This is a genomic window from Chitinophaga sp. CF418, from assembly GCF_900142925.1.
Lineage (GTDB): Bacteria > Bacteroidota > Bacteroidia > Chitinophagales > Chitinophagaceae > Chitinophaga.
In genome coordinates, this window is the sequence record NZ_FRCN01000008.1 from 377587 (window position 1) to 400634 (window position 23048).

Here is a 23048-nt window from a genome sequence, read left to right on the forward strand (position 1 = left end):
CCTTACTATTGAGCCAGCGTATAAATATAGTTGCCGGGATTATTGAGGTCCATCGTAATGGTATATGTTCCGGCAGCCTCAATGTTGATAGCGCCTGCACTACCCGCTGTCAGTACCCCGTTGTTGTCATCGTCACTCAGTGCGATAGTATTGGCGTTGTTCGCTCTGAAGTAGAAACTACCTGCCTGTAAGGCTGTTGTAACACTCCATTTTTTTGTAGTTGCATTAAAGGTCATTGCCTTGTCTGCGCCGCCTGCTGCGCTACCAGTAATACTCCAGATAGTATTGGCAAGCGACCAGGTCATGGTGTTCAGGTTAGCTGTAAGCCGGTAATAACCTGTTTCCACCGCCTTTATGTTACCACCGTTTGCTTTCAACGCGCCACCGCCAGCATCGCCATAGTTGATGTCCCAGCTTTTGGCAGCAGCTATTTTAAACTCTGTATTAGCATCAGGGAAATAGAGGTAACCTTCATATACTTTGTCGCTGTTCACAGATGCCAGTGCACCCAGGCGGGCATCGTCAAAAGACCATCCCTCATAAGCGCCGGGCACATACACATAAGGATATACTTTCGGTACATAGTAAGGCGTAACTGTCAGCAGCACGCTGTCGGAATACACCTGGTCGCCTACGGTATCCACCGCAGCCTTTACACGGATCACCAGCTCATGCTGACGGCCTGACGCAAGCCCCATATTGTTGATGATCTGGTTCAACGCTGCGACAGTGAATGTTTTACTCAGACTGTTATTTGCACTAAAGACTTCTGTTGGCTTTCTGAAGCCATTGCCTTTCTCGTCGATCTGTAAGGCATAGTTCACTACAGCTCTGTATCCCCAGTTGCCGGAGGCTGTCCAGGAGTAAGTCACCGCATCCTCTCCGGCAGTCGCTTCTGAAAAAGTAAACGCTGTGGCTGTGGCAGAGAATGTCGGTGTAGTACCCGTCTTCACCTGCGTGAAACTGTCCTGTTTTTCGCAGGAGAGTAACCCCATCACACAAAAGCTTCCTGCTATTATTTTATTCAACCAGGCATTCATGATGCAAGTATTTTGATATTGTGGTTAGATGCTGTTTCGATTAATAGTCCCCGTTCTGTTTCAGATTAGGATTAGCCACCAGTGCACTGGTAGGCAGCGGGTATATAGTACGGTAATCCGCTACGGCAGTACCTGCAGCTACACCGCCTTTGAACGGCCATACATAAGTGCTTCCTGTGAACAGTCCATAACGGATCAGGTCTGTTCTGCGATGTCCTTCCCAATACAGTTCACGGCCTCTTTCTTCCAGGAGGAACTTCAGGTTCAGCTCACCCGCCGTGATATTGCCGGAAGTATTGCCGTAGGCTCTTTCACGCAACGCATTGATATAACCAAGCGCAGTTGTAGTACTGCCGCCACTACCGCCACGTAGTACTGCTTCTGCGTAGGTCAGGTACATTTCCGCCAGACGCATTAAAGGAAAGTCAGTATCTACGAAAGTAGAGTTGGACCCATCCGCACCTTTGGATGTTTTGTTGGACCATTTGGTAATGGCATAACCATCTGTAAATGCTCCCAGATCAGCGATGGTCTTGTTCTGACCATCCGTATAAAACATAGCGCGTTTGTCAGTTGCACCGGTAATATCTGTAAACAGGTTCACAAAAGCACTGGTAGTACGTAAACCACCCCAACCACTGTTCACACCAAATGCTGCTGCGTTCATACTGCCTCCTATACCGGCATGCACCAGGTAAGTAGTACCACCGTAAGTCTGCGTGCGTGTACCGTCGAAGTTGGCTGTCAGCAGGAATTCAGACTGAGAGGTTACATTATTATCCGCCTTGAACATATTTGCATAACCAGCTGCCAGGGTATATCCTGAAGTGATCACTTTACTGCTGTAGGTGATCGCATCCGTATAACGATCGGTACCGGTATATACTGTGGCATTCAGGTATAACTTCGCCAGTAATGCCCATACACATGCTTTATCTGCACGGCCATACTCATTGGTATGCGCATCCACCATCTGTTCTTCTATCTCTTTCAGCTCGCGTTCAACGTAGGCAAACAGGTCTGCACGGGAGATCTGGTTGGGATAATAGTATGCCACCTGGTTACTGTCTGTTACGAATGGTACACTGCCAAACAGATCCAGCGCATGATAGTAGGTCAATGCACGCAGGAAGCGGGCTTCTGCACGGAAGGTTCTTGCAGTGGTCTGGTCTTTCTCTGCAATACCGTTGCTGCTCAGGTTAGCATCAGAAGTCTGCCTGATGAATTCATTACACTGCGCTATCTGGTAAAACAGACGGGAGAACATGGCATTGATAAAGTTATCGTCCGGTGTCCAGTCCATCTGGTGAAAATCCTGCAGGGTACCATCGTTCCATCCGATCACAGCTTCATCTGTCGGAAGCTCCTGCATCTGGAAATATCCACGGATGTAGCTGGAAGTACCTTCATCAATACCGCTGATATCGGGACTACCGGTTGGCCCTACCTGTCCGGTTACTGAAAAACCTCCATACAATTTGGCGAGGATAGCCTTGTAATTGGAAAAGTCTTTATATACACTGGCAGAAGTCGCCTCTGTGATAGGTGTACGGTCCAGGTCCTTGGTACAGGAAGCCAGTCCCCATACTATTGTTCCGGCCAGTATTATCTGATATATGAATTTCTTGGTCATAACGTTTCCTGTTTGTTAATTAAAAATCAAGGTTAACACCTAATGAATACACACGTGGACGGGGATAGAACTTATCATCTATACCACTGAATACTTCCGGATCCTGTCCGCTGTACTTAGTGATCACAAATACATTCTGTACGTTGAAGTTCAGGCGTAATCCCAGTTTATCATGCATCAGGCGACCGAAGTCATAACCCAGGTTGATGTAATCCATACGAAGGAAGGAACCATTTTCCACGTAGTAGTCAGACCAGTATTGCGTGGTTGCAAACTTTGTTGACAGCACGCTTCTGGACAGGTTTGCGAGGTAGTTACTGTTCTGGAAAGTCTTGTAAGACCCGTTATTAGACGCCTGGTTATTGTAGATGTAGTTACCGAGGTTGCTGCGCATGCTGAAACCAAGGCTCCATTTTTTGTAATTGAATTGTGAATTGAAGCTCAGGTATACAAGCGGGTTGGAAGATTTGTAACGGTATTTATCATCAGAAGTGATAGCACCATCACCATTAGTATCTTCATATACTCCTTCTATCGGCTTACCGTTCTTGTCGTACACCTGTTTATATACATAGAAAGAATTGATCTGGTGTCCTACAGAGTTGATCTGTATCGTGTTTCCCGTACCACCGCTGATACCGCCGGTAGCGATACCTACAGAAGTATCTGACTTTGCTTTAGAGAGGGAAAGTATTTTGTTCTTGTTGTAAGTAACGTTGAAACCTGCATCCCAGCGGAAGTCTTTGGTTTCAATTGGGGTAGCGTTGATGATGAATTCCACGCCCCTGTTCTCCAGACTACCGATGTTGGTATACAGTGTATTGGTCAGGTTAGTACCGGCAGGTGTGGTTACATCAGCCAGCAGGTCGGTGGTCTTTTTATAGTAGAAGTCCACACTACCGGAGATCCTGTTGTTCAGGAAACCATAATCCAGCGCTACGTTGTAAGTGGCGGTCTGTTCCCATTTGATGTTCTGATCATAACCGGCAGCACGCAATGTTTTATAGAATACATCTCCCAGCTGATAGGAAGAGTTCGCGTCACCATAAGTATAACGGGACAACGCCGCATATTCCTTACCAACACCAATGTTCTCCTGACCGGTCACACCATAGCCCAGTCTCAGTTTCAGGTCGGACAGTGTTTTGGAATTTTTCAGGAAGGCTTCATCTTTCAGTTTCCATGCAAAAGCAACGGAAGGGAAGCTACCCCAGTGCTGACGGAAACGGGAAGTACCGTCACGGCGCATGGTGAAAGTCAGCAGGTATTTCTCATTGAAAGTATAATTCAAACGACCGAAGAAAGATACCAGTGTATGCTGTGCTTCGCTGTAGTTACCGGCGGCAGTGGTGGTATCGCCTGCTTCATCCATTGTAGGATAACCGGGAGTAGCGATGATGAAATCCTGGTAAGAATAACCAGCCATTACATCCACACGGCTTTTGATACCCTTCAGGTCTTTGGCATAGTTCAGGTAGAAATCGAACAGTTTGTTCTTCATCTCCTGTGAATAATGCTTGTAGGAACCGCCGCTACCATTATAGTAAGCCAGTGCAGCATATTTAGGGATATTGGTATTGCCCACTCCTTTCTGGTAGTCGTAACCCAGGTTCAGGTTAGCGCGCAGTTCAGGCAGGAAGTGAAACTTATAGTCAAACTGGATATTACCGATACTTCTCTTTACTTCGGATTTATCTACCTTCTGTTCCAGCATCGCCACGGGGTTCTTGGTAGCCAGGTCGTAGAGTTTACCGTTGTACAGCCATTCGTAATAACCACCAAAGTCGGTACTGTTGCCGGAACGTACAGGCTTGGTAGGATCATAGGCGATAGCTGCGTTGATAGCGCCCTGGTCAGCGAAACGGTTATCTGCAATGGATCCTTTCACGTTCATGTTTATCTTCAGGTGATCATCAAATAAACTGGGAGAAAGGTTAATAGAGGCTGATTTCCTTTCCAGGTTGGAAGTCTTCAGAATACCATCCTGGTTCAGGTAACCCATCGAAATACGGTAAGGCAGTTTCTTCCAGGAGCCGCTCAGTGCAAGGTTATTGTCACTGCTGAGGGCAGACTGGTAGATCTGTTTCTGCCAGTCGGTATTGGCTGTTCCCAGCAGCGCAACCTGCGCAGCAGTACCATTTGCCTTTACCACATCGGTGAACTCACTGGCATTCAGTACCGGTGAATAGCTGGTTACCTTAGCCACAGCGTTGGTAGAGCTGAAAGAAACACGGAATTTATCGCCCAGGCGGCCTTTTTTAGTAGTGATGATGATCACACCGTTTGATGCACGGGAACCATAGATGGCGGTAGCAGAAGCGTCTTTCAGTACGTTGAAGGATTCAATATCATTCGGATTGATAAGGCTTAAGCCATTGGTCTGTCCGCTCACGTTGTTATTATCCAGGGGCACACCATCTACGATGATCAGCGGATCATTGGTGGCATTCAGGGAAGCACCGCCACGTACGCGGATGGTACTACCTGCACCAGGTGCGCCACCATTGGAAGTGATCTGCACACCAGGCACTTTACCTGTGATGAGCTGTTCAGGAGAAGATAATGGACCTTTGTTGAAATCTTTAGTGGAAACTACAGCAATAGCCCCTGTCAGGTCGCTCTTTTTCTGTGTACCATAACCCACCACCACTATCTCGTTCAGCCCTTTGGTATCCGCCTTTAGCTGGAAAGTAAGCGGCGCTGTTTTGTCACTTGCATTGACAGGCAGTTCAAATGTTTCATACCCCATAATACGCGCTACCACCACAATATTCCCGGCTGTAACACCGGTAATGGTGAAGTTTCCCTGGGCATCGGCAGTAGCATTTTTGCTGGTGCCCTTAATGAAGACGGTGGCGCCGGGAATAGGCTGACCTGTTTCGTCCGTCACTTTTCCGCTGATACTGCCCGATTGTGCATAGGTAAAAAAGGACATCAACACAAAGCACAGCAGAAATGCAAAACTGGCAAAGCGTGTTCTTTTCATTGATCGATTGATTAATTGATAAGAAATTTGTTTCACAATAGTTCACTGCAGGACCCTTTAAGCAAAAGTCTCCCCCTGTCGAATCCACCTGGATTCAACGAAATGAATTTTTTGTTGTAATGATTGAACCGGTTACTGATTGTGTACCGGCTTTCCAGAGATCCGGAAGTTTATTCCGGAAGTTCAATAGTTACGTTCCGTCGACTTGTCATTTTCCGTGAGATGATCCGAAGCGGTATAGCCTTTTCCCGGACCTCCCGGATGCTGTCATCCGGACTGTTCTGAATGCTGTGATTTTCTTTAAGTAGATTTCATTTGCGATTTGATTTTTCATTTCCGGGAACGTTCCCGGAACGTGGAACACTTTTGCTAAAGTAGAATATTTCCTGAATACTGTAACATTTTGAAACAGCTTTTTTTAAAAAAAAGTTAAAAAATGATAGTGGAGATGCTTAACAAGATAAGTTAATTAAGATTCAATTAATTGGAAAACAATCAATTAAGAAAAAATCAAGATAAGCTACCTGAAAGGAAGCTGCTTTCACTTTCTTTCTTTTTACTCACCTCTCCTTCCGGGGGTTGTTTTTACTCCTGTAGAGGACGTTCTGGGGATGAGTTTCGAATTTAAAACAACATGATCATTGATGGGGGCGTTACCTTCCAGGGCCTTAAAGAGGAGTTGTGCTGCGTTCGTCCCCAGGTCGTAAGCCGGCTGGGTAATGGTGGACAAAGCAGGGTTCAGCAGAGAGGCTATTTCCAGGCTGGAGAAGCTGACGATCTTAATATCCTCCGGAATCCGGATACCCAGTTGATGACACACGTAATAACTGGAGATGGCCAGACGCTCCACAGAAGCCAGCAGGCCGTCCGGACGCTGCTCCTGCAGGACCTTTGACAGGATCTCAAAGTTCTGGTCATAGTCGTTGGAGCAATCTATCACCAGGTGAGTATTGAATTCGATGCCTGCATCTTTCAGGGCATCGTGGTAGCCCTGCATACGGACGTTACCGATAGACAGGCTTTTATTGATCACCAGGAAAGCGATCTCCCTACAACCCATTTCTATCAGGTGACGGGTAGCAGCAAAACTGCTGTCATAGTCGTCGGTAGTCACTTTAGGCACATCGATATCATCATACACCCTATCGAAGAAGACAAGGGGGATATGCTTATTATCAAGCCTGTTCAGGTACTGGTGGTCGTTGGCCTCGCCGGATGCGGACATGATAATACCGTCTACGCGGCCATTATAGAGTTTATCGATAAAGGTTACTTCTTTCTGGTACTCATCGTCTGTCACATAGATCAGCGTATGATAGCCCTTTTCCCGCGCTACACGTTCTATACCGTTGATGGCCTGGGAAAAGAAGTTATTGGCCAGTTCGGGCACTATAATTGCAATTGTCTTGCTTCTCTTTTCCCGAAGATTACTGGCGTGGTGATTAGGCTGGTAATTGAACTCTTTCGCCATGGAAAGGATCCTGGCCTTCGTTTCAGGATTAATGTCACTGTTGCCCCTGAATGCCCTGGAAACTGTAGAGGTAGATAAGTTCAGTTTTTCTGCTAACCTCTTGATATCGACACGATCCATGCTAAAGTTGTTTAGATAGGCTGAACGGGCAAATTAGTCAAATTTGCCGAAAGCGGGCCCGGTTTTCTATATCTCCGCATCACAATACCGGCATTTCTCCCGCCGAAATATTACAGATTTTTGATCTTTTTTTAACCTGTATCCCTTATGGGTTCTATGAAGTTTCTATATCTCCATATCGCTATACCGTCATCTGGATATCACTTCACCGACATATGTATATCGGTTCGATATAGAGATGACGGTGAAATGATATGGAAATGACGGTATAGCGATATGGAAGTACCGATAGAAAGTCCTGCTCATAAGGATCTATGAGTAAAAAAAAGGCAATTTTTGAAGTACTTTGAATCTTTAGCCCAGGTCCTACTTCTCCCCTCCGACCGACCTGTACAGGTGTACAACAGGCAGCAACGGCAGCTGTGCAGAAGGTTGGGGTTGTTTTCGGGCAGACAGTACCACCAGGGCGATTAAATTGTTCACTTTCATAAGCTTATATTGACGGTGTAAGACTTGATAATGATGTTAGCGCCTAGACCCAAAAAATCAGTCAGCAAATGATGTTGTTACATTTCTGACAGCGTTCAGTAACACCTGTTGATTGAAATCGCCGGCGTTCAGTTTATATACCAGATTGAGCGATATAAGGCCATGTATTGTTGCCCACATGAAAACGTATACAACAGACACCTGTTCTTCTGATTGCTGATCTGCCGGCAGGATCTGCCTGATCACTTTTCCAAACAAGGTAACCAGCGCTTCTGCTTCAGGTGTATTGCTGTCATCGCAGCAGCCCTGGGTGTTTATACCAAACATTAACTGGTATAGTTCCTTTTCTGCGAATGCATATTCCCAGTATGCCGTCCACATGCTTTCCAGCTGTTTCTCCGGCAGATCATGTTCCTGCTGTGCCGTTTGAATACGTCCCGCCAGTTGTATGAACCCCATCTTCGCAAGGTCCATCAGTATTGCTTCCTTGTTCAGGAAATAGTCATAGATCACCGGCGGTGTGTGCGCTATCATGTCGGCTATCTTCCGCATGCTTACGGCTTGCCAGCCATGCGCTTTGGCAATGCTCAATGCAGCGTCTAAAATATTGGTGCGGCTCTCTTCTTTGAGACGAAGCCTTCTTTCTTTAACTCCCATGGCAGTTGTGTTTAATGGTTTATCTTTTTTGTTGTAAAATAAAGACATGGTATTCCCCCTCAGATCCCACACCTTCGTAGGCGTGAGACCTTCTCATGACTTCACATGCTGTTTGTTTGAAAATAGACTATTTAGTCTTTTGTAGAAAAGAAAAAAACAGCCATTCTCAAGGCTGTTTACGTTAATTGAGTAAGTTCTAAATAAGACTGTACGCTGACAGTTCTTTTTTCATTGCTTTCACAGCTGTCTTCATTGGCAACGGACTTCCGATTACACGGGACATCATTATTGCGCCCTCCAATGTTGCGAACATTTTCACCGCTATCTCATCTGCATTGATGGATGGAGATAATTCTCCGGTCTTCACGCCTTCTTTTATAATGCCGGCCAGCATTTTGACAGTCTGGCTGACAACGGATCGGACCTTTTCCCTGATAGCAGGATTGGTATCATCCGAATCTACAGCAAAGTTCAGGATCGGGCATCCACCATGTATGAAAGAACCATCCAGCGGGTTCGTATTCAATTCTGCAAAAGCAGTCAACTTTCCTATAGAAGTCTTCTGTTCCTGCATTAAACGGTTTCTATGAGTAGTCAGTTTGTCGAGGAGGTATTCTGCACTGGCGTAAGCTAATTCATCTTTGCTCTGAAAATGTCCGTACAGACATCCTTTTGCCACCTTTGCTGCCTGCAGGATCTCGTCAATAGAGGTACCTGCAATCCCTTTTTCGTTAAATAAATCCGCCGCCTGTTCAATAATCAACTGCCTCGTCCTTTCCGACTTCTTCATTTACGTTAATTTAACCCGGTCAAAAATAGACTAAGCAGTCTTATCTGGCAAATTTATTTTAAAAAGCCGTCCACCTGATAGCGGACGGCCTTCCCTTTTTACCACATGGTTATATTTATATTAACATGACTTATCTTAACGTGGCGTATGCTCTACGCTCATACTTGATTCCAGTGCTGATTTCAGCTTGTTGTTGGTGTCAAGATCAGCATCGATCTTCAACACAAGCTTTCCTCCGGTAAACGTACCTGTGAAGTCCCCGATCTGCAGTTTGGTCATTACGAGGTTCAGATCAAGTTTCAGTTTACCATCGAAGGTTACACCATTTGTACCGATTGATACATCCTTACCGGTAGCGGTCAGTTCGATCTTTCCTACCACGACTACTTCAACAGGGATATCTGTTCCACGGAAGGTGATCCTGCCGTTCATTAACAGTGCTGGTTTAACTGTATCGCCCTGTATGCGGACATATACTTTTACCTGCTGGAAGTTTCCCAAAGGCAGCACGATGCTACCCAGTTCAGTACTATCGAGGATGTCGATAAACCTGTCGCTTTTAACGCTCAGATTAATTTCATCAGGGCCGCTCTTAGCGGCGAATTTCAATTCGCGGAATCTTACTTTGATACTATCCCAGGTAAAATCAAACCTCAGGGATGGAAAAGATGCCAACGTTGGATCGTTGATAATTCTGCCCAGGCGCTCTGTTCCTGCCGCATCTCCGGCAACTGAACCTGTAGGATTGACTGCCTGGAGCTGGTAATCAACAGTGGCTTTACCATCTTTTGCCGGCGGCGCTACAGTTTCATCAGAGCTTTGTTTAGAACATGCGGTGAACATTACAGCAACCAGGGTCACAGCTGCACATAGCTGAAAAAACGATTTTTTCATGAGTAATTGGTTTAATTGTTTCCAATAAATAGAGGTAAGAAGGTTTTACAATTGATATGCTTGCGCCTGAGTAACAGTAAGTGCAACTGACTCTCTTTGTGACATATGGTTTAAGTACGGGTCTTAGCTGGTATCTCAGGTTGCCTTCCGTCATACAATATTCGTACCGCAAGTCTCATAACGTCATTATTATTAATGCGATAGAGAAGCAGTCTTTATTCCCGGGTGAGCTATTATGCCACAACTTTATTGTGTTGTCTCATTTTACAAACAGAGTGGGGAAATATGTCATTACTTTTCTCAGTAATAATTTTGAATTCAATGGAAGGGGCTGCCAATAAGGTCTGATTCTTGTGGCAAATCGGGAAAAGGATAACGTATGAAGAAATTATCATTCAACTTATTGGTTGACGGTGTTCCCTACATGGTAAAAGCGGAACCTTTTGCTTTTAACAGCGAACAACGTTATAACGTAAGTTTTAATGGCAGTGAGACCTACATCTTTGCCTGGGACGAAGACACCTTGCGATATGCGCCACTCGGAGATATTGTAACAGACCTCCCAATGGCGCTGGAACAGGAGATAGCCAGCAGACTTTATGAAGTCACGCCCAGCAGGGAATAAAAACAGATAATAACATTTCCCTATACCTATTTTTTCAGAAATTCTTTTTAGCCAACGAACAAAACGAAAACAAGCACTGTTATCTAACAGTGTAAAAACTTACTAACTCAAGTAACCGGATATATACAATCAAACTCCAGATCTCAATTACCAGAACAACTATGACAAACACCAAACACCACAGAACAGTCTATAAAATATACCATTAAATAACCAGGACATATTATAACAGGTCGCTATCACGCCCTCCAGCAAGGTGATCTATTCTCATGTCTTCTTATACCCCTGACTTCCGCCTTCGGCGGATGATCAGTATTTCTTTGTCTGATATGTATCACTCATGCATATATGAACACCCATGGCGGATACCGAAAAGCCAGAACAGAGTAGGTAATATTCTAAAAAACACATTTTATGTCAAACTCAGCGCAAGCTCCCAGTCAGGCAAAAGCCAAACCGTCTTCAAAGATAGCGGCTACCACTGTCAACCTAATGACAATCGTTGACACTGATTTGATAAAGAAAATATATGGCCCAAACCAAAATTCTAAGGATAACCCTGTAGGTCTTGGCCACCATGAAGGCATCACACTGATATGCCCTAAAGCGAACTATCTGGGGGAAAATAATAATGACTCAGCCCAAATCATATTCAAGGCAAATGTAGGAGACACCGTTTCTTTCTGGGGTTCCTCTTTGTCCGGTAATTCAGAGGACGCCGTTATTATCTATAATATATATCCTGTTAATCCTAATCCAAACAATGTGTTTAATTATTTCCATCAGGACAGGGAAAGCAGAACCGGTGCAGCGGTGCCTGATGAGAACAGGCAGCCGGAAGGCCTGCCAGCCCAGCATGTAGCCAGAGACTTTTATACATTCGATAGTAAGGTAGCCAATAAAGGCATAGAAAGCATGGGGATAAGTTTTGCCCTGTATACGCTTGATGACATCAGAGAAAACCATGTTCTTTATGGCTACTACTGGTGGGATCCAACCCTTGAGATAAAATAATCTGACTTTTCACTATAGCACATATTGAAAGTTTTTATTACAGCAGTTCTGCTTATGCGGGACTGCTTTTTTATATCCATTCCTGACGGATTTGTTCTATTTTTCCTTTCTCCGCTCATCTAATTTTGATAAAAAAAGATGAAACGGACCATGCGTATTATTTTAATTTCCCTGCTCGTCTTCCAGTCCGCCACCGGCTTTAGCACCAGGCATATGGGAGAAGGACAGGCCCTCTACGAGCATCATTGTGCCCGCTGTCATGGAACTGATGGCGCCAGAGGTATGTTTGGGGCTAAGAACCTGCAGAAAAGCCTGCTGCCCGACACGGCTATCACTTTACAGATCAGGAACGGTAAAAGGATCATGCCCCCCTTTAAAAAGAGGCTAACACCAGGTCAGATAAACGAACTGTCTGCTTACATTAAAACCCTTAGAAAACCGGCAATATGACACCTGTAAAAACAACAAACATGCCTACCATCTCCCACATCGTATTGATTATTACAGCTACCACAACAGCGCTGATCAGCGGACTATTCTATGCATGGTCCTGTTCTGTAGTGCCGGGCCTGGCCCGGGTATCTGACAGTACTTATCTTGAAGCGATGCAACAGATTAACAGAGCTATTCTGAACCCTGTGTTCTTCATGAGCTTTATAGGCACCGCCCTCCTGTTGCCCTTAAGCGCCTGGCTGCATTACGGGCCTGAACTGAATGCCCGTTTCTGGCTATTACTACTGGCGTCTGTTGTTTACCTGGCCGGTACCTTTGGCGTGACTATGCTTGGTAATGTGCCACTGAATGATGCACTGGATGCCTTTAATTTATCCGCTGCCTCTGTGCAGGAACTTGCGGCCCAAAGGGCCAGATTTGAAGCTCCATGGAACAATTTAAATATCATCCGCACTATTGCCGGTGTAGCAACCCTTGTTCTGATCATTCTGGCCTGCCTTAGCCCGGCAGCAGAGACAACACGTCCGCCAGTTGTTTACAGATAAGCAACCAACTATTGACAGATAATCTATCAACGCAAAAAGGCGCCTCAGTTACCTGAGACGCCTCTGCTATTTAAATGAATGGGTTAGTTATTGTCGTAATGCCTCTATAGCGGCTATTGTTTTCGGCAGATCTTTACCCAGCTTCCTGCTGCCATCCGCAGTGATCAGGTAGTTATCTTCTATACGGACACCTCCGAAATCACGGTAAGATGCCACCGTTTTATAATCGATAAAGTTACTGAGTTTATCTTCAGCTACCCAACGGTCGATCAGTTCAGGAATAACATACACACCGGGTTCCACTGTCAGCACAAATCCTGGCTGCAGTTCACGTCCAAGACGCAGCGACTTCCAGCCGAATTCCGTGCTCTTTTTTAAGGTATCAGTATACCCAACATATTGTTCGCCGAGATCTTCCATATCATGTACGTCCAGTCCCATCATATGGCCAAGACCACACTGAAAGAATAACGTATGTGCACCGGCAGCTACTGCTTCCGCAGGATCTCCTTTCATGAGGCCCAGTGTTTTCAGACCTTCTACCAGTTTTATGCTGGCTTGTGTATGTACTTCTTTATACTGTATACCTGGCTTCAACAGGCTTACCGCATGATCCAGCGAATCCAGCACCACCTGGTATACTTCGCGTTGACGGGTAGTAAACTGTTTGCCTACGGGGAAAGTCCTTGTCAGGTCACCGGCATAATGCATCACGTTTTCCGCACCGGCATCACAGAGCACCATCTGGCCTTCAGCTACGCGGTTACCATGGAAATGATTATGCAGGATCTGTCCGTTGATGGTCAGAATGGTAGGATATGATAAACGTCCTCCGCCTGCGAGGGCCGCTTCTTCTACTTTGGCTGCGATCTCATATTCCATCATACCTGGTCTTGTAGACTGAATAGCTGCCAGATGCATATCGGCGCTGATGGAAACCGCTTTCTCCAGTTCCGCTACTTCATGTTCATCTTTGATCTCACGCTGAGAGATGACAGCTTTGATAAGCTCCAGAGAAGCATATTGCTGCAGACCGCTGATAGGTTGCTGCAACCATTCAGACAACTTAATCTTATTCTCAGGACGGTAAGGAGGCAGGATATGTACGCGACGACCGGAAGCTTGTGCACTTTTTAATACCTCCGCCAGTTGAGCATAAGGGCGTGTTTTTGCGATATTGACAACAGATGCCAAGTCCTGCAATGAAGGCAATGCTCCTGTCCAGATGATATCATCTATACCTGCTTCTCTTCCGAAAAGTGTCTCCTCCCCTGTTTCTGTATCCAATATTACTGCCAGCCCCGGAATGTCGATACCGGCATAATAAATGAACGTACTATCCTGACGGAAAGGATAGGTATTATCCGCGTAGTTCATGCTGCTGTCTTCATTCCCCATCAACAGGATGATACCTTTGCCAACCTTCGCTGCCAGCTTTTGTCTGCGGCTACTATAAACGAGTTTATCAAACAGATGTAAATGCATAGTCTTTATAAATCTGCCACGAATTTAGTACTTAGATATCTAATTCCGTTTGTATTCAAAATAAAAAAGTAGGCGTTACTGCTATTGTGCTGCCTTCACGATATGCAGGATCTGCTCATGATAATAAAAACTCTTTTTAAGATCCATCATATCCCTGGCGATGTTTTCCAATACCACCACACTGGTTTTTGTACCAGGGAAATAAACATCCATAGAAATAAAGCCAGGAGCCACGCCAGTCACCGCCAGTTCGGGAACAGCTGTCTGCCGTGGAATAGTGATGCCATAACCATAGTCGATCGTTCCGAGTGTAACATGCTCTCTGAAAGCGTTTTCCTTCGGAGTGATCATCAGGCGATAGGTACTGTCTGACAGCAGCTTTCCGCTATGAAGGGCGTTGTTCCATTTTACCAGATCATCCCCGGAGGAGATCAATCCGCCGGCAGCAGCAAAAACATTCAGCATGCTTTCCTCCTTTTGTGGCTGCCCTTCCTGGTTCAGCGTATATCCCTGTGCCAGCTGTTTATATTGTTTAATTCCTGGATGGAAACTATGCTGCATACCACACTGTTTAAACAAAGCCATGCAAAGATCAGGGAAAGTCTTGCCGGATGTTTTCTCTACTATCTGCGACAATAGATCAAAGCTGATGAAACCATATGCGAAACGGGAACCGGGCCTGAAAGCAAGTGGCTTATCCAGCGCTGTAATACCGTGAGTATGTGATAACAGATGATGAATGGTAACAGTATCCGCCCATTTTTCCGCCAAATCAGGCAGGTATTTATGGATGGGATCATTCAGGCGCAGATGTCCTTTTTCTATCTCCTGCAATACGATCACGGCTGTGATCTGTTTACTAATGGAACCGATAATGAACTCGCTTTCCCCGCTAACAGCCTGTTTTTGTTCAAAGCTGGCGTAACCTGCCGTCTTTCTGTAGATAGTTTTTCCGCCCTGACTGACGACGACAATACCATTAAAGGGAGTTGTAGTACTGGCTGTCAGCAGGGAATCCAGCCTGCGGGAGATGTTTTTCTGTTGTGCAAATAAACTGCTGAAGGAACTCAGGAAGGCAATGAGGAAAAGGAAACGCCGGGTCATTGGATTGGATATTTATGCGGTGAGATTTTAATGATCTGCAAGTTCAGATAAATTAGCTGATTTATTTAACCGGAGTGAAGAAATATTTTTTTCAATGCATTCTTTTATCCATACGATATCACCACCAGCGTAGAAGAACATAAATTATGACTAATTTTATACCGGTAAGAACAAGATAATAACAACATGAAGCGGCATTCTTTTCCAGACAGTCCATTCCAGATACAACTGAGTTTTTTCCATATTGTCGAAGAATTGGAAAAACGGGCGGCAGGGCCGGAGGGTGAATCCACCATCCGTGCAAAAGCCTTGCTGGCGGAGGTAGAGAAATGCCCTGAACTGGTGGAAGGGTTGACCTCCTATGAGCAGATCGAAAAGAACCAGGACCTCATCCACCGCCTGCTGGAAGACTATTTCCCAAAGGCATTGACCCTGAATGAAATTAAAGCGATCAATCTCCCCTATGCAGATCTCATTTTCAACCATACAGAACGTTTTAAGAATATACTCAAAGCTGCCGGACCTGATTTTTCATTCAACATCAGGGACTTTGACGCACATCAGTTCTATGTGCTAAGCTGCTGTCTTATCCTGAATGAATTCTATGGTACAACGCTGGATTTCAGCAGGCCCTTGTTTTATGACATTCCTACCGCGGATGGCGTTATCAAACACTACAGGATATTATACAATGCAGATTTCCTTGACATCCTGCCAACAGAAAGGGCGGTCACACTAACGGCTGATGATATAGAACTCTTACTGGACAGTTATGATGACCTGGACCTCTGGAAATTAAAGTTCCCGAAAGAAAGCTGGACATTGAAAGGGTTTGCCATTATGACCCTGTATGACGCTACCGTGGAGAATGCCGTATCTATCTTCAAAGAGAGACTACTGGGGCTGAATGCTGCTGGTTTTGAAGAAAATATGCAATCCATCTTCCGCTCTATTTACCGCATACCTGATATAAAGGTCGGTTTTACACTTTATAACCAGGAGGAAGATCAGTTCACCACCAGCGATCCTTTCAGCCAGTATATGACCAGTTTCATCGTACAGGGGCAAGGCCATAAGGAAGCCCATATGCTCTTATGCTCCAGCTCTTATAACTGCCTGGTAAAAAAGAAGGAGTACTTTGCTATTTCTGATGTAGGTGAATTTATAACGGCTGATCCGGAGAACCTGCTGGGCAACTACTTCCACCGGCAGGGGATCAGGAGCTTTATACTGGCGCCCGTGGTTAAGAACGGACAGCTGTTAGGGGTATTGGAACTGCTTTCCCTCCGGACCAAAGAGTTGAACAGCATTAATGCGAATAAACTGGAAGTGGTCATGCCCTTCCTCACAGATACAATGGAAAGGCTGCTGGTGGAAATGCAGAACGAGCTACAAGCTGTCATCCAGGAAAAATATACGGCCATTCACAGCAGTGTATACTGGAAGTTCAGGGAAGAAGTAGAACAACTGATCGCCCATCGGGAGACAGGGAGAGATTATGAACCGCAGGAGATCGTATTTCCGGAAATATACCCCCTATATGGGCAGATCGATATCAAAGGATCTTCAGAGGTACGTAATACAAGTGTGCAGCAGGACCTGCAATTACAGATAAAGACACTATGTCCCTTAATAAAGCAGTTAGGCCATCCCGAATATGCGATGGCACAGCAGGAAGCTGCCGGCAGAACCGATATAGCAGCAGGTGATTCCTCCGGTCAGACTGACGCTTTCCACGACGTACAGGAGCAACTGCGGGACTACCTGATTGAACTTTCTTTTCCACTGAGGGCAGGTACAGAACAATACATTACAGCATACCTGGCTAATGAAGTGCATCCGCTTTTACAGCGTTATGCGTCCGATCCCCGGGTACAGATCTACTTTGCTGAAACTGACAAGGAAAAGGGTGTATTCCATTTACAGCGGCGGCGGTATGAAGCAACCATTTCCACCATCAATAATAAGCTATCCGATGTTATTGACCGGAATCAGACCATTGCCCAGGTATTATTCCCTCATTATTATGAGCGGTTCAAAACTGACGGTATAGAACATAACCTATATATAGGCGCCTCCATCTCCCCCAAGCTGCAATTCAGCCTTCAAAAGCTGTACGACCTTCGTTTATGGCAGTTACAGACGCTCTGTGAGATGGAAATAGCGCATCACCGGTTGAAAGCGGAACTCCCCTACCCCCTGGATGTCACTTCTCTGATCCTGGTCTACAATGCCACGATCGCTATACGGTTCCGGATGGATGAGAAACGGTTTGATGTGGATGGAAGCTATAATGCACGGTTTGAGATCGTGAAAAAACGGATAGATAAGGCCTTTATCAAGGATACTACCGAGCGCATCACCCAGTCGGGAAAGATCACCATCGTTTTTTCCAGTTATATGGAAGAACAGGAATACCTGCAGTATATTAAAACCTTACAGTCGCAGATGATACTGGAAGAGGACATTGAACATTTTGATGTTGAGGATCTACAGGGGATATCGGGGTTAAAAGCGATCCGGGTGAAGATTGTCCACCTCTAAAACGCATTATCCCATAGCTATCGCTACGGGATAATGCATTGTAATGAAGAGGGAAAAGCCTGTATGCTATTGAATCGAAACTAAGGAGTACTATTAGTAAGTGAATTTCTCCCAACCCTGGATGGTAGCACGGTTGCAGGTCATTGCCTGAGTACCGTTCTCGGAAGAAACGTACATACCGTTATTGCCACGCAGGGAGAAGGTACCGTCGCCGTTATCGATCCAGTCGAATTTCTCCCAGTCCTGGATGGTAGTACGGTTGCAGGTCATTGCCTGAGCGCCGTTTTCAGAAGAAACGTATTTACCCATGCTCTGGAGAGCTACTTTACCACCGCCGGCATCAACAATGGTGAATTGTTCCCATGCCTGAGCGGTAGCACGGTTACAGTTGATTGCCTGCTGGCCGTTTTCGCCACTCACGAAAGATCCATTGCTACCTTTAACAGAGATAGTAGTGCCAATCGGAGCGCCGCCACCGGGTGTTTGAGAGATGTTAAATACTCTTACATAGTCCACCAGCATAGAAGCAGGCAGCGCTGCATCATTGATGTTATTGCCGGGCAGGTTACCACCTACGGCAACGTTTAAGAGAATAAAGAACGGTGCATGGAATTCCTCTGTACCGTTGATGTTGTTCTGAATGTTAGCGATATGGTATTCAAGACCATCTACATACCAGCGGATTGAAGAAGCATCCCATTCTACAGCATAAATATGGAAGTCAGTCGCTGTAGTAGTGGTATTGCCGCTATAGTAAGTATAGGCCGTATTCCACCAGTGGATAGTACCCAGGATAGTGTTACTGGTGTTTACCTGTTCCATGATGTCGATCTCACCACAAGCAGGCCAGCCAGCGCCGGTGCTGATGCTGTTACCCAGCATCCAGAAAGCAGGCCATAAGCCCTGTACACCGGGAAGTTTGATACGGGCTTCGATACGGCCGTATTGTGTCGAGAATTTACCATTACTGTTCAGACGGCCGGAGGTATAGGGTTGTCCCTGTACTGTTTCTTTACGGGCAGTGATCACCAGGTTACCGCCGGTAACGGCAACGTTCTGGGTCTGATAGAACTGTTTTTCGTTGTTTACGCCCAGGTTACCATTTTCATACCCCCATTTGGAAGTATTCAGGGTGGTACCGTCAAATTCGTCAGACCATACCAATTCATAAGACTTGGCTGCTGCTACAGCGCCTACGGCTTTGTCATTGGCAGAGAGTTTTGGCGCTTTTTCGGCCTGGTTCTCTTTTGTACAGGATGTTACGGCAGTAGCCAGCAACAGAAGGCTCAGGAGCCCGGAGAAGGTTTGTTTTTTCATAGCTTTTAAAAAATCCGGTTTTACATTGTTCCCGCATACAGCATTCTTGCTACCGGAATGGGCGACAATCCCCCCGCTATCCGTAGCCAGGAAAATGTTATAACGCGGAAACAGGTTATTTTAAGATCAGGGCAAAGATGCGGTTAATTTTCAGGTCCCTTCATTTCAGGGGTACGTCTAATCTACTACAGCGCAAACACAGGCTATTGATTATCAATAAACATTCTTTACGTCAGCACTACTTCAAAGCATAATATTCATATTTTTATTAAAACGTTATGAAATGAACAAGCTCATTTTGCTTGTGCTGTCTATCCTATGGACGAGTGAAAACCTGGCACAACAGATCATTGGCTTACCACCGATTGTCAACTATACCCGGCAGCAATACCCGGGAGGCGGGCAAACCTGGGACCTGGATATGGACAGGAACGGTATCCTTTATTTTGCCAATAATGAAGGGCTGATGACCTTTAATGGTCATTCCTGGAAACTGCTACCCGTTCCCAATCATACCCGGCTGCGCTCTGTGAAGGCAGATAAGGATGGGCGTATCTATGTCGGCGCACAGGACGATTTCGGGTATTACCTGGCAGATGCGGATGGCGTATTGCGCTATACTTCTCTTAAACCGGCCGTCAGGGACCGGAAGGACCAGTTTGCGGATATCTGGGACATCGTTCTGTATAATGGTGGCGTCTTTTTCAGGGGTACCACTAAGATATTTTATTATGATCATCACAATTTGCATATATATCCTGGCACCATGCAATGGCAGATGTTATGCCGCGCCAATAACAGATTATATGCCCAGGATGCGAACAAAGGGCTGATGCAATTCAAAGATAACAGCTGGCAGCCGGTCTGTAAGGAAGTTGCCGACAGGCATCTACTGATCAGGGAAATCATAGGAAGGGACGCAAAAGGAGATGCGACCAAAGACCAGGACGATGACACCCTACTGGTCTGTACCTTGAAAGATGGCATTTTCAAATTACACCGGGGACGCCTCTTCCCTTTTACAAGTAATGCCACTCCTATTTTCATTCAAAACCAGATCTACTGTGCCAGGCCCTGGGGAGACAATCAGCTCCTGATCGGGACATCCTATGGAGGCTGTTATATTATACACCGGGAAACAGGCGCTGTTATCCAGCAGTTTACCGTCAATGAAGGACTACAACACAACAGTGTATTGAAGATCTTTACAGACCCGGGCAAGAATATATGGCTGACGCTGGACAATGGTATTGACATGGTGCGGTATAATACTGCCATCAAACAGATCCTGCCGGATAATAAACGTTATCTCACCACCTATACGGCCAGCGTCTTTAACAAACAATTGTATATCGGAACCTCGGATGGGGTATTCAGCACACCGCTGGATGGACAGCGGGACCTTAGTTTTCTGCCGAGCCATTTCCGGCAGATAAGTAATACCGCAGGTCAGGTATGGAGCATCGCCCAGGTAGAGCAACATCTGCTGATGGGACATCATGAGGGAGCCTTTGAGATCAGGGGAGCGACGGCTATTCCCTTGTCCAGGCGTACGGGCTGCTGGTTATTCCAGCCCTTATCTTCCTATATGCTGGCAGGATGTTATACCGGCTTACAGCTGATGCATAAAGAGGGAGGCGGATTGTCTGCTGCACGACCCGTAAAGGGATTGTTTGAGTCCCTGCGCTTCCTGACAGTGGAGGATGACAGCATCATCTGGGCCTCCCATCCTTACCGGGGCGTATTCCGGATGTACCTGGACAGGGACACAATGCTACATTATACATTATATAGCCAAAAGAACGGGTTGCCGGCTGACTACAACAATTTTGTGTTCAGGATCAGGGGCAGGATGATTGTGGCTACACAGGCAGGTGCATACGAATATGATGCGGCAACAGAGCGTTTCGTGCCCTCCCGGTGGCTATCTCCTATCCTGAAGGATGCGAGTCTGCAATACCTGTCGGAAGATGCTGCCGGGAACATCTGGTTTATTTCAGATAAGATGCCCGGAGTGATCGACTTTCATAAACCTGTTCCGGAACATGCGTACAGCATCGTTCATTTCCCGGAATTAAAAGGACAGATCGTCAACGGTTTTGAATTCCTGTATCCCTATAACGATGAGAATATTTTCGTGGGAGCGGAGAAAGGCATGTTCCATATCAACTATAAACATTACCGGCAGGCAAGAGAGCAGCCGCTGGTGCTCATCAGCCAGGTGAGCGCCCACGGAAAGGCGGACAGCCTGCTATACGGCGGATATTATCCCTCGGGAAAACATTCCTTCAAAGCGATGCCCAATGCCTTTTCCGGTTTTCATTTTGAATATGCATCACCAGTATACAGTCAGGGCAATACCATTGAATACAGTTATAAGCTGACCGGCTTTGATCAGCAATGGAGCGAGTGGTCTGTTAAAACAGAAAAGGATTATACGAACCTGCCTTATGGTCATTATACCTTTTCAGTAAAAGCGAAAGACAATCTGGGCAATGTGTCCAGGCCTGCCGTGTATTCATTCCGGATATTACCGGCCTGGTATCAGACACCGCTTGCCAGAAGTGGATATATATTACTGGGACTGGCTATACTGCTGTGGGGCTATATCTCCCAGAAAAGAAAATTCGTACGGCAGCAGCGCCGGTATCAGCAAAAACAGGAGCAGCTGATATTGCGGCATAAGTTTGAGAAGGAACAGCGGGAGAAAGAGCTGATCAGTCTTCAGAATGAGAAACTCACTACAGAGGTCCGTTTTAAGAATAAAGAACTGGCTACTGCTACTATGTACTTGCTGCACCGGGGCAAAGTGTTATCGAATATTAAAGAAGAGTTGCTGGTGTCGATAAAAAAGATAGATCCGTTGCCGGACAATATATTTAAAAAAGTACTGCGCCTGTTTGAGGAGGCGGAAAACAATGAGGAAGACTGGGAGCAGTTTTCCCGGCATTTCGACGAAGTACATAATAATTTCCTGTTCACGTTGAAGCGCAAATATCCTGACCTGAGCACGACCGATCTCAAGCTATGCGCCTATCTGCGCATCAACCTGACTACAAAGGAAATTGCACAGTCGCTGGGTATTTCTGTCAGGGGAGTGGAGACCAGCAGGTACCGCCTGCGGAAAAAACTGGAGCTACCGGCAGATACCAGTTTATATGATTTCCTGATGGCAGTTACCGGCAGCCCGGAGAAACCGGTATGAAAACCAAGGGGAAACGGTTATATTTGTGCTTTACGCCTTTACCACAATTGTCATTGTCAGCGCCTATTATTCATACACGCATTGCAGAAGAAGAGGAAAGAAATTTACTTCAAAATGTTGCAGCTGGTGACTGGCAGGCTTTTACGCGCCTTTACGAGGCATATTCCCCCCTTATAATACATTATTTGCAGGTATATCTACCCGACAAACATGATGTCGAGGAAATAGGCCAGGAAGTGTTCCTGAAGGTCTGGAAGAAAAGAGAACTGCTCGTAACAGTACGTTCTTTTAAGAATTACGTATTCATCATGGCCAGGAATGCCCTGAATGACTTCCTCAAGGCCCAGCAGGCGCTGATACAGAAACAGGCGGGATACAGCAAGGATTATGTACAGCCGCATTACAGTGCTGACGACAAACTGATCACCGACCAATATGAATCCCTGGCCCGGGCCGCATTGGATACACTGCCCGAAAAACAACGCCAGATCTTTCTCTTACGTACCCGCGATGAAATGACCATACAGGAAATTGCAGATATGCTGGGCATGTCTGTAGGCGGGGTGCACAAATCACTACAGCAGGCCACGACCTACCTCAAAGATTATCTGGCCAGGAATGGCATTAGCTTTACCCTCCTTCTTCTTATCATCTTTTTCCAGCCCTGAAAGTTTTT

General features: G+C 45.9%; 18 protein-coding genes. 7 read left to right on the top strand and 11 right to left on the bottom strand.

Annotated elements, in window-relative coordinates; genetic code table 11:
* Positions 1-5 precede the first annotated feature (5 nt).
* The 8 genes from F3I09_RS19495 to F3I09_RS19525 form a co-directional block, all read right to left on the bottom strand.
* Positions 6-1040: a SusE domain-containing protein gene (locus tag F3I09_RS19495; RefSeq protein WP_149696712.1), complete on the bottom strand. Its 1035-nt coding sequence runs from the start codon at positions 1038-1040 to the stop codon at positions 6-8.
* Positions 1041-1080: 40 nt separating this feature from the next.
* Positions 1081-2673, bottom strand: coding sequence for a RagB/SusD family nutrient uptake outer membrane protein (locus tag F3I09_RS19500; RefSeq protein WP_149696713.1), 1593 nt, complete (start codon positions 2671-2673; stop codon positions 1081-1083).
* Positions 2674-2692: 19 nt separating this feature from the next.
* The gene (locus F3I09_RS19505; protein WP_149696714.1) at positions 2693-5659 is read right to left on the bottom strand and encodes a TonB-dependent receptor; all 2967 of its coding nucleotides are present in this window, start codon (positions 5657-5659) and stop codon (positions 2693-2695) included.
* Between the two features lie 556 nt (positions 5660-6215).
* A complete protein-coding gene (locus tag F3I09_RS19510) occupies positions 6216-7250 on the bottom strand; it encodes a LacI family DNA-binding transcriptional regulator (RefSeq protein WP_149696715.1) in 1035 nt (344 codons plus the stop codon).
* Positions 7251-7616: 366 nt separating this feature from the next.
* Positions 7617-7739, bottom strand: a complete 123-nt coding sequence (locus F3I09_RS34625) for a hypothetical protein (protein WP_255479784.1) — start codon at positions 7737-7739, stop codon at positions 7617-7619.
* Between the two features lie 57 nt (positions 7740-7796).
* Positions 7797-8396, bottom strand: coding sequence for a TetR/AcrR family transcriptional regulator (locus F3I09_RS19515; protein WP_149696716.1), 600 nt, complete (start codon positions 8394-8396; stop codon positions 7797-7799).
* A gap of 196 nt (positions 8397-8592) precedes the next feature.
* A complete protein-coding gene (locus tag F3I09_RS19520; protein ID WP_149696717.1) occupies positions 8593-9186 on the bottom strand; it encodes a TetR/AcrR family transcriptional regulator in 594 nt (197 codons plus the stop codon).
* Positions 9187-9321: 135 nt separating this feature from the next.
* Positions 9322-10080, bottom strand: coding sequence for a hypothetical protein (locus F3I09_RS19525; protein ID WP_149696718.1), 759 nt, complete (start codon positions 10078-10080; stop codon positions 9322-9324).
* 379 nt (positions 10081-10459) lie between these two features.
* On the opposite strand from F3I09_RS19525, the gene F3I09_RS19530 reads away from it, so the two are divergent.
* The 4 genes from F3I09_RS19530 (at position 10460) to F3I09_RS19545 (ending at position 12717) form a co-directional block, all read left to right on the top strand.
* Positions 10460-10705: a hypothetical protein gene (locus F3I09_RS19530; protein WP_149696719.1), complete on the top strand. Its 246-nt coding sequence runs from the start codon at positions 10460-10462 to the stop codon at positions 10703-10705.
* 414 nt (positions 10706-11119) lie between these two features.
* Positions 11120-11719 carry an AidA/PixA family protein gene (locus F3I09_RS19535; RefSeq protein WP_149696720.1) on the top strand — a complete coding sequence of 200 codons (600 nt, stop codon included), beginning with the start codon at positions 11120-11122 and terminating at the stop codon, positions 11717-11719.
* 150 nt (positions 11720-11869) lie between these two features.
* Positions 11870-12169, top strand: coding sequence for a cytochrome c (locus F3I09_RS19540; protein WP_188133873.1), 300 nt, complete (start codon positions 11870-11872; stop codon positions 12167-12169).
* Entirely contained in the window at positions 12166-12717 is a 552-nt protein-coding gene (locus tag F3I09_RS19545; RefSeq protein ID WP_223233298.1) for a DUF1772 domain-containing protein, read from the top strand. Before F3I09_RS19540 ends, F3I09_RS19545 begins: the two co-directional genes overlap by 4 nt.
* Positions 12718-12804: 87 nt before the next feature.
* Here the strand turns inward: F3I09_RS19545 and F3I09_RS19550 are convergent, their stop codons facing one another.
* Both F3I09_RS19550 and F3I09_RS19555 read right to left on the bottom strand, forming a co-directional pair.
* On the bottom strand, positions 12805-14202 hold the full coding sequence (locus F3I09_RS19550; protein ID WP_149696722.1) for an aminopeptidase P family protein: 1398 nt from the start codon (positions 14200-14202) through the stop codon (positions 12805-12807).
* Positions 14203-14283: 81 nt separating this feature from the next.
* Positions 14284-15306 carry a serine hydrolase gene (locus F3I09_RS19555; RefSeq protein ID WP_149696723.1) on the bottom strand — a complete coding sequence of 341 codons (1023 nt, stop codon included), beginning with the start codon at positions 15304-15306 and terminating at the stop codon, positions 14284-14286.
* Between the two features lie 186 nt (positions 15307-15492).
* Here F3I09_RS19555 and F3I09_RS19560 point away from each other — a divergent pair, with 186 nt between their 5' ends.
* Positions 15493-17850: a GAF domain-containing protein gene (locus tag F3I09_RS19560; protein ID WP_149696724.1), complete on the top strand. Its 2358-nt coding sequence runs from the start codon at positions 15493-15495 to the stop codon at positions 17848-17850.
* Positions 17851-17943: 93 nt separating this feature from the next.
* On the opposite strand, the gene F3I09_RS19565 is transcribed toward F3I09_RS19560, so the two are convergent.
* On the bottom strand, positions 17944-19167 hold the full coding sequence (locus F3I09_RS19565) for a family 16 glycosylhydrolase (protein WP_149696725.1): 1224 nt from the start codon (positions 19165-19167) through the stop codon (positions 17944-17946).
* Positions 19168-19450: 283 nt separating this feature from the next.
* Here F3I09_RS19565 and F3I09_RS19570 point away from each other — a divergent pair, with 283 nt between their 5' ends.
* Entirely contained in the window at positions 19451-22372 is a 2922-nt protein-coding gene (locus tag F3I09_RS19570; RefSeq protein WP_149696726.1) for a triple tyrosine motif-containing protein, read from the top strand.
* The gene (locus F3I09_RS19575) at positions 22369-23040 is read left to right on the top strand and encodes an RNA polymerase sigma factor (RefSeq protein WP_149696727.1); all 672 of its coding nucleotides are present in this window, start codon (positions 22369-22371) and stop codon (positions 23038-23040) included. Before F3I09_RS19570 ends, F3I09_RS19575 begins: the two co-directional genes overlap by 4 nt.
* Positions 23041-23048 lie beyond the last annotated feature (8 nt).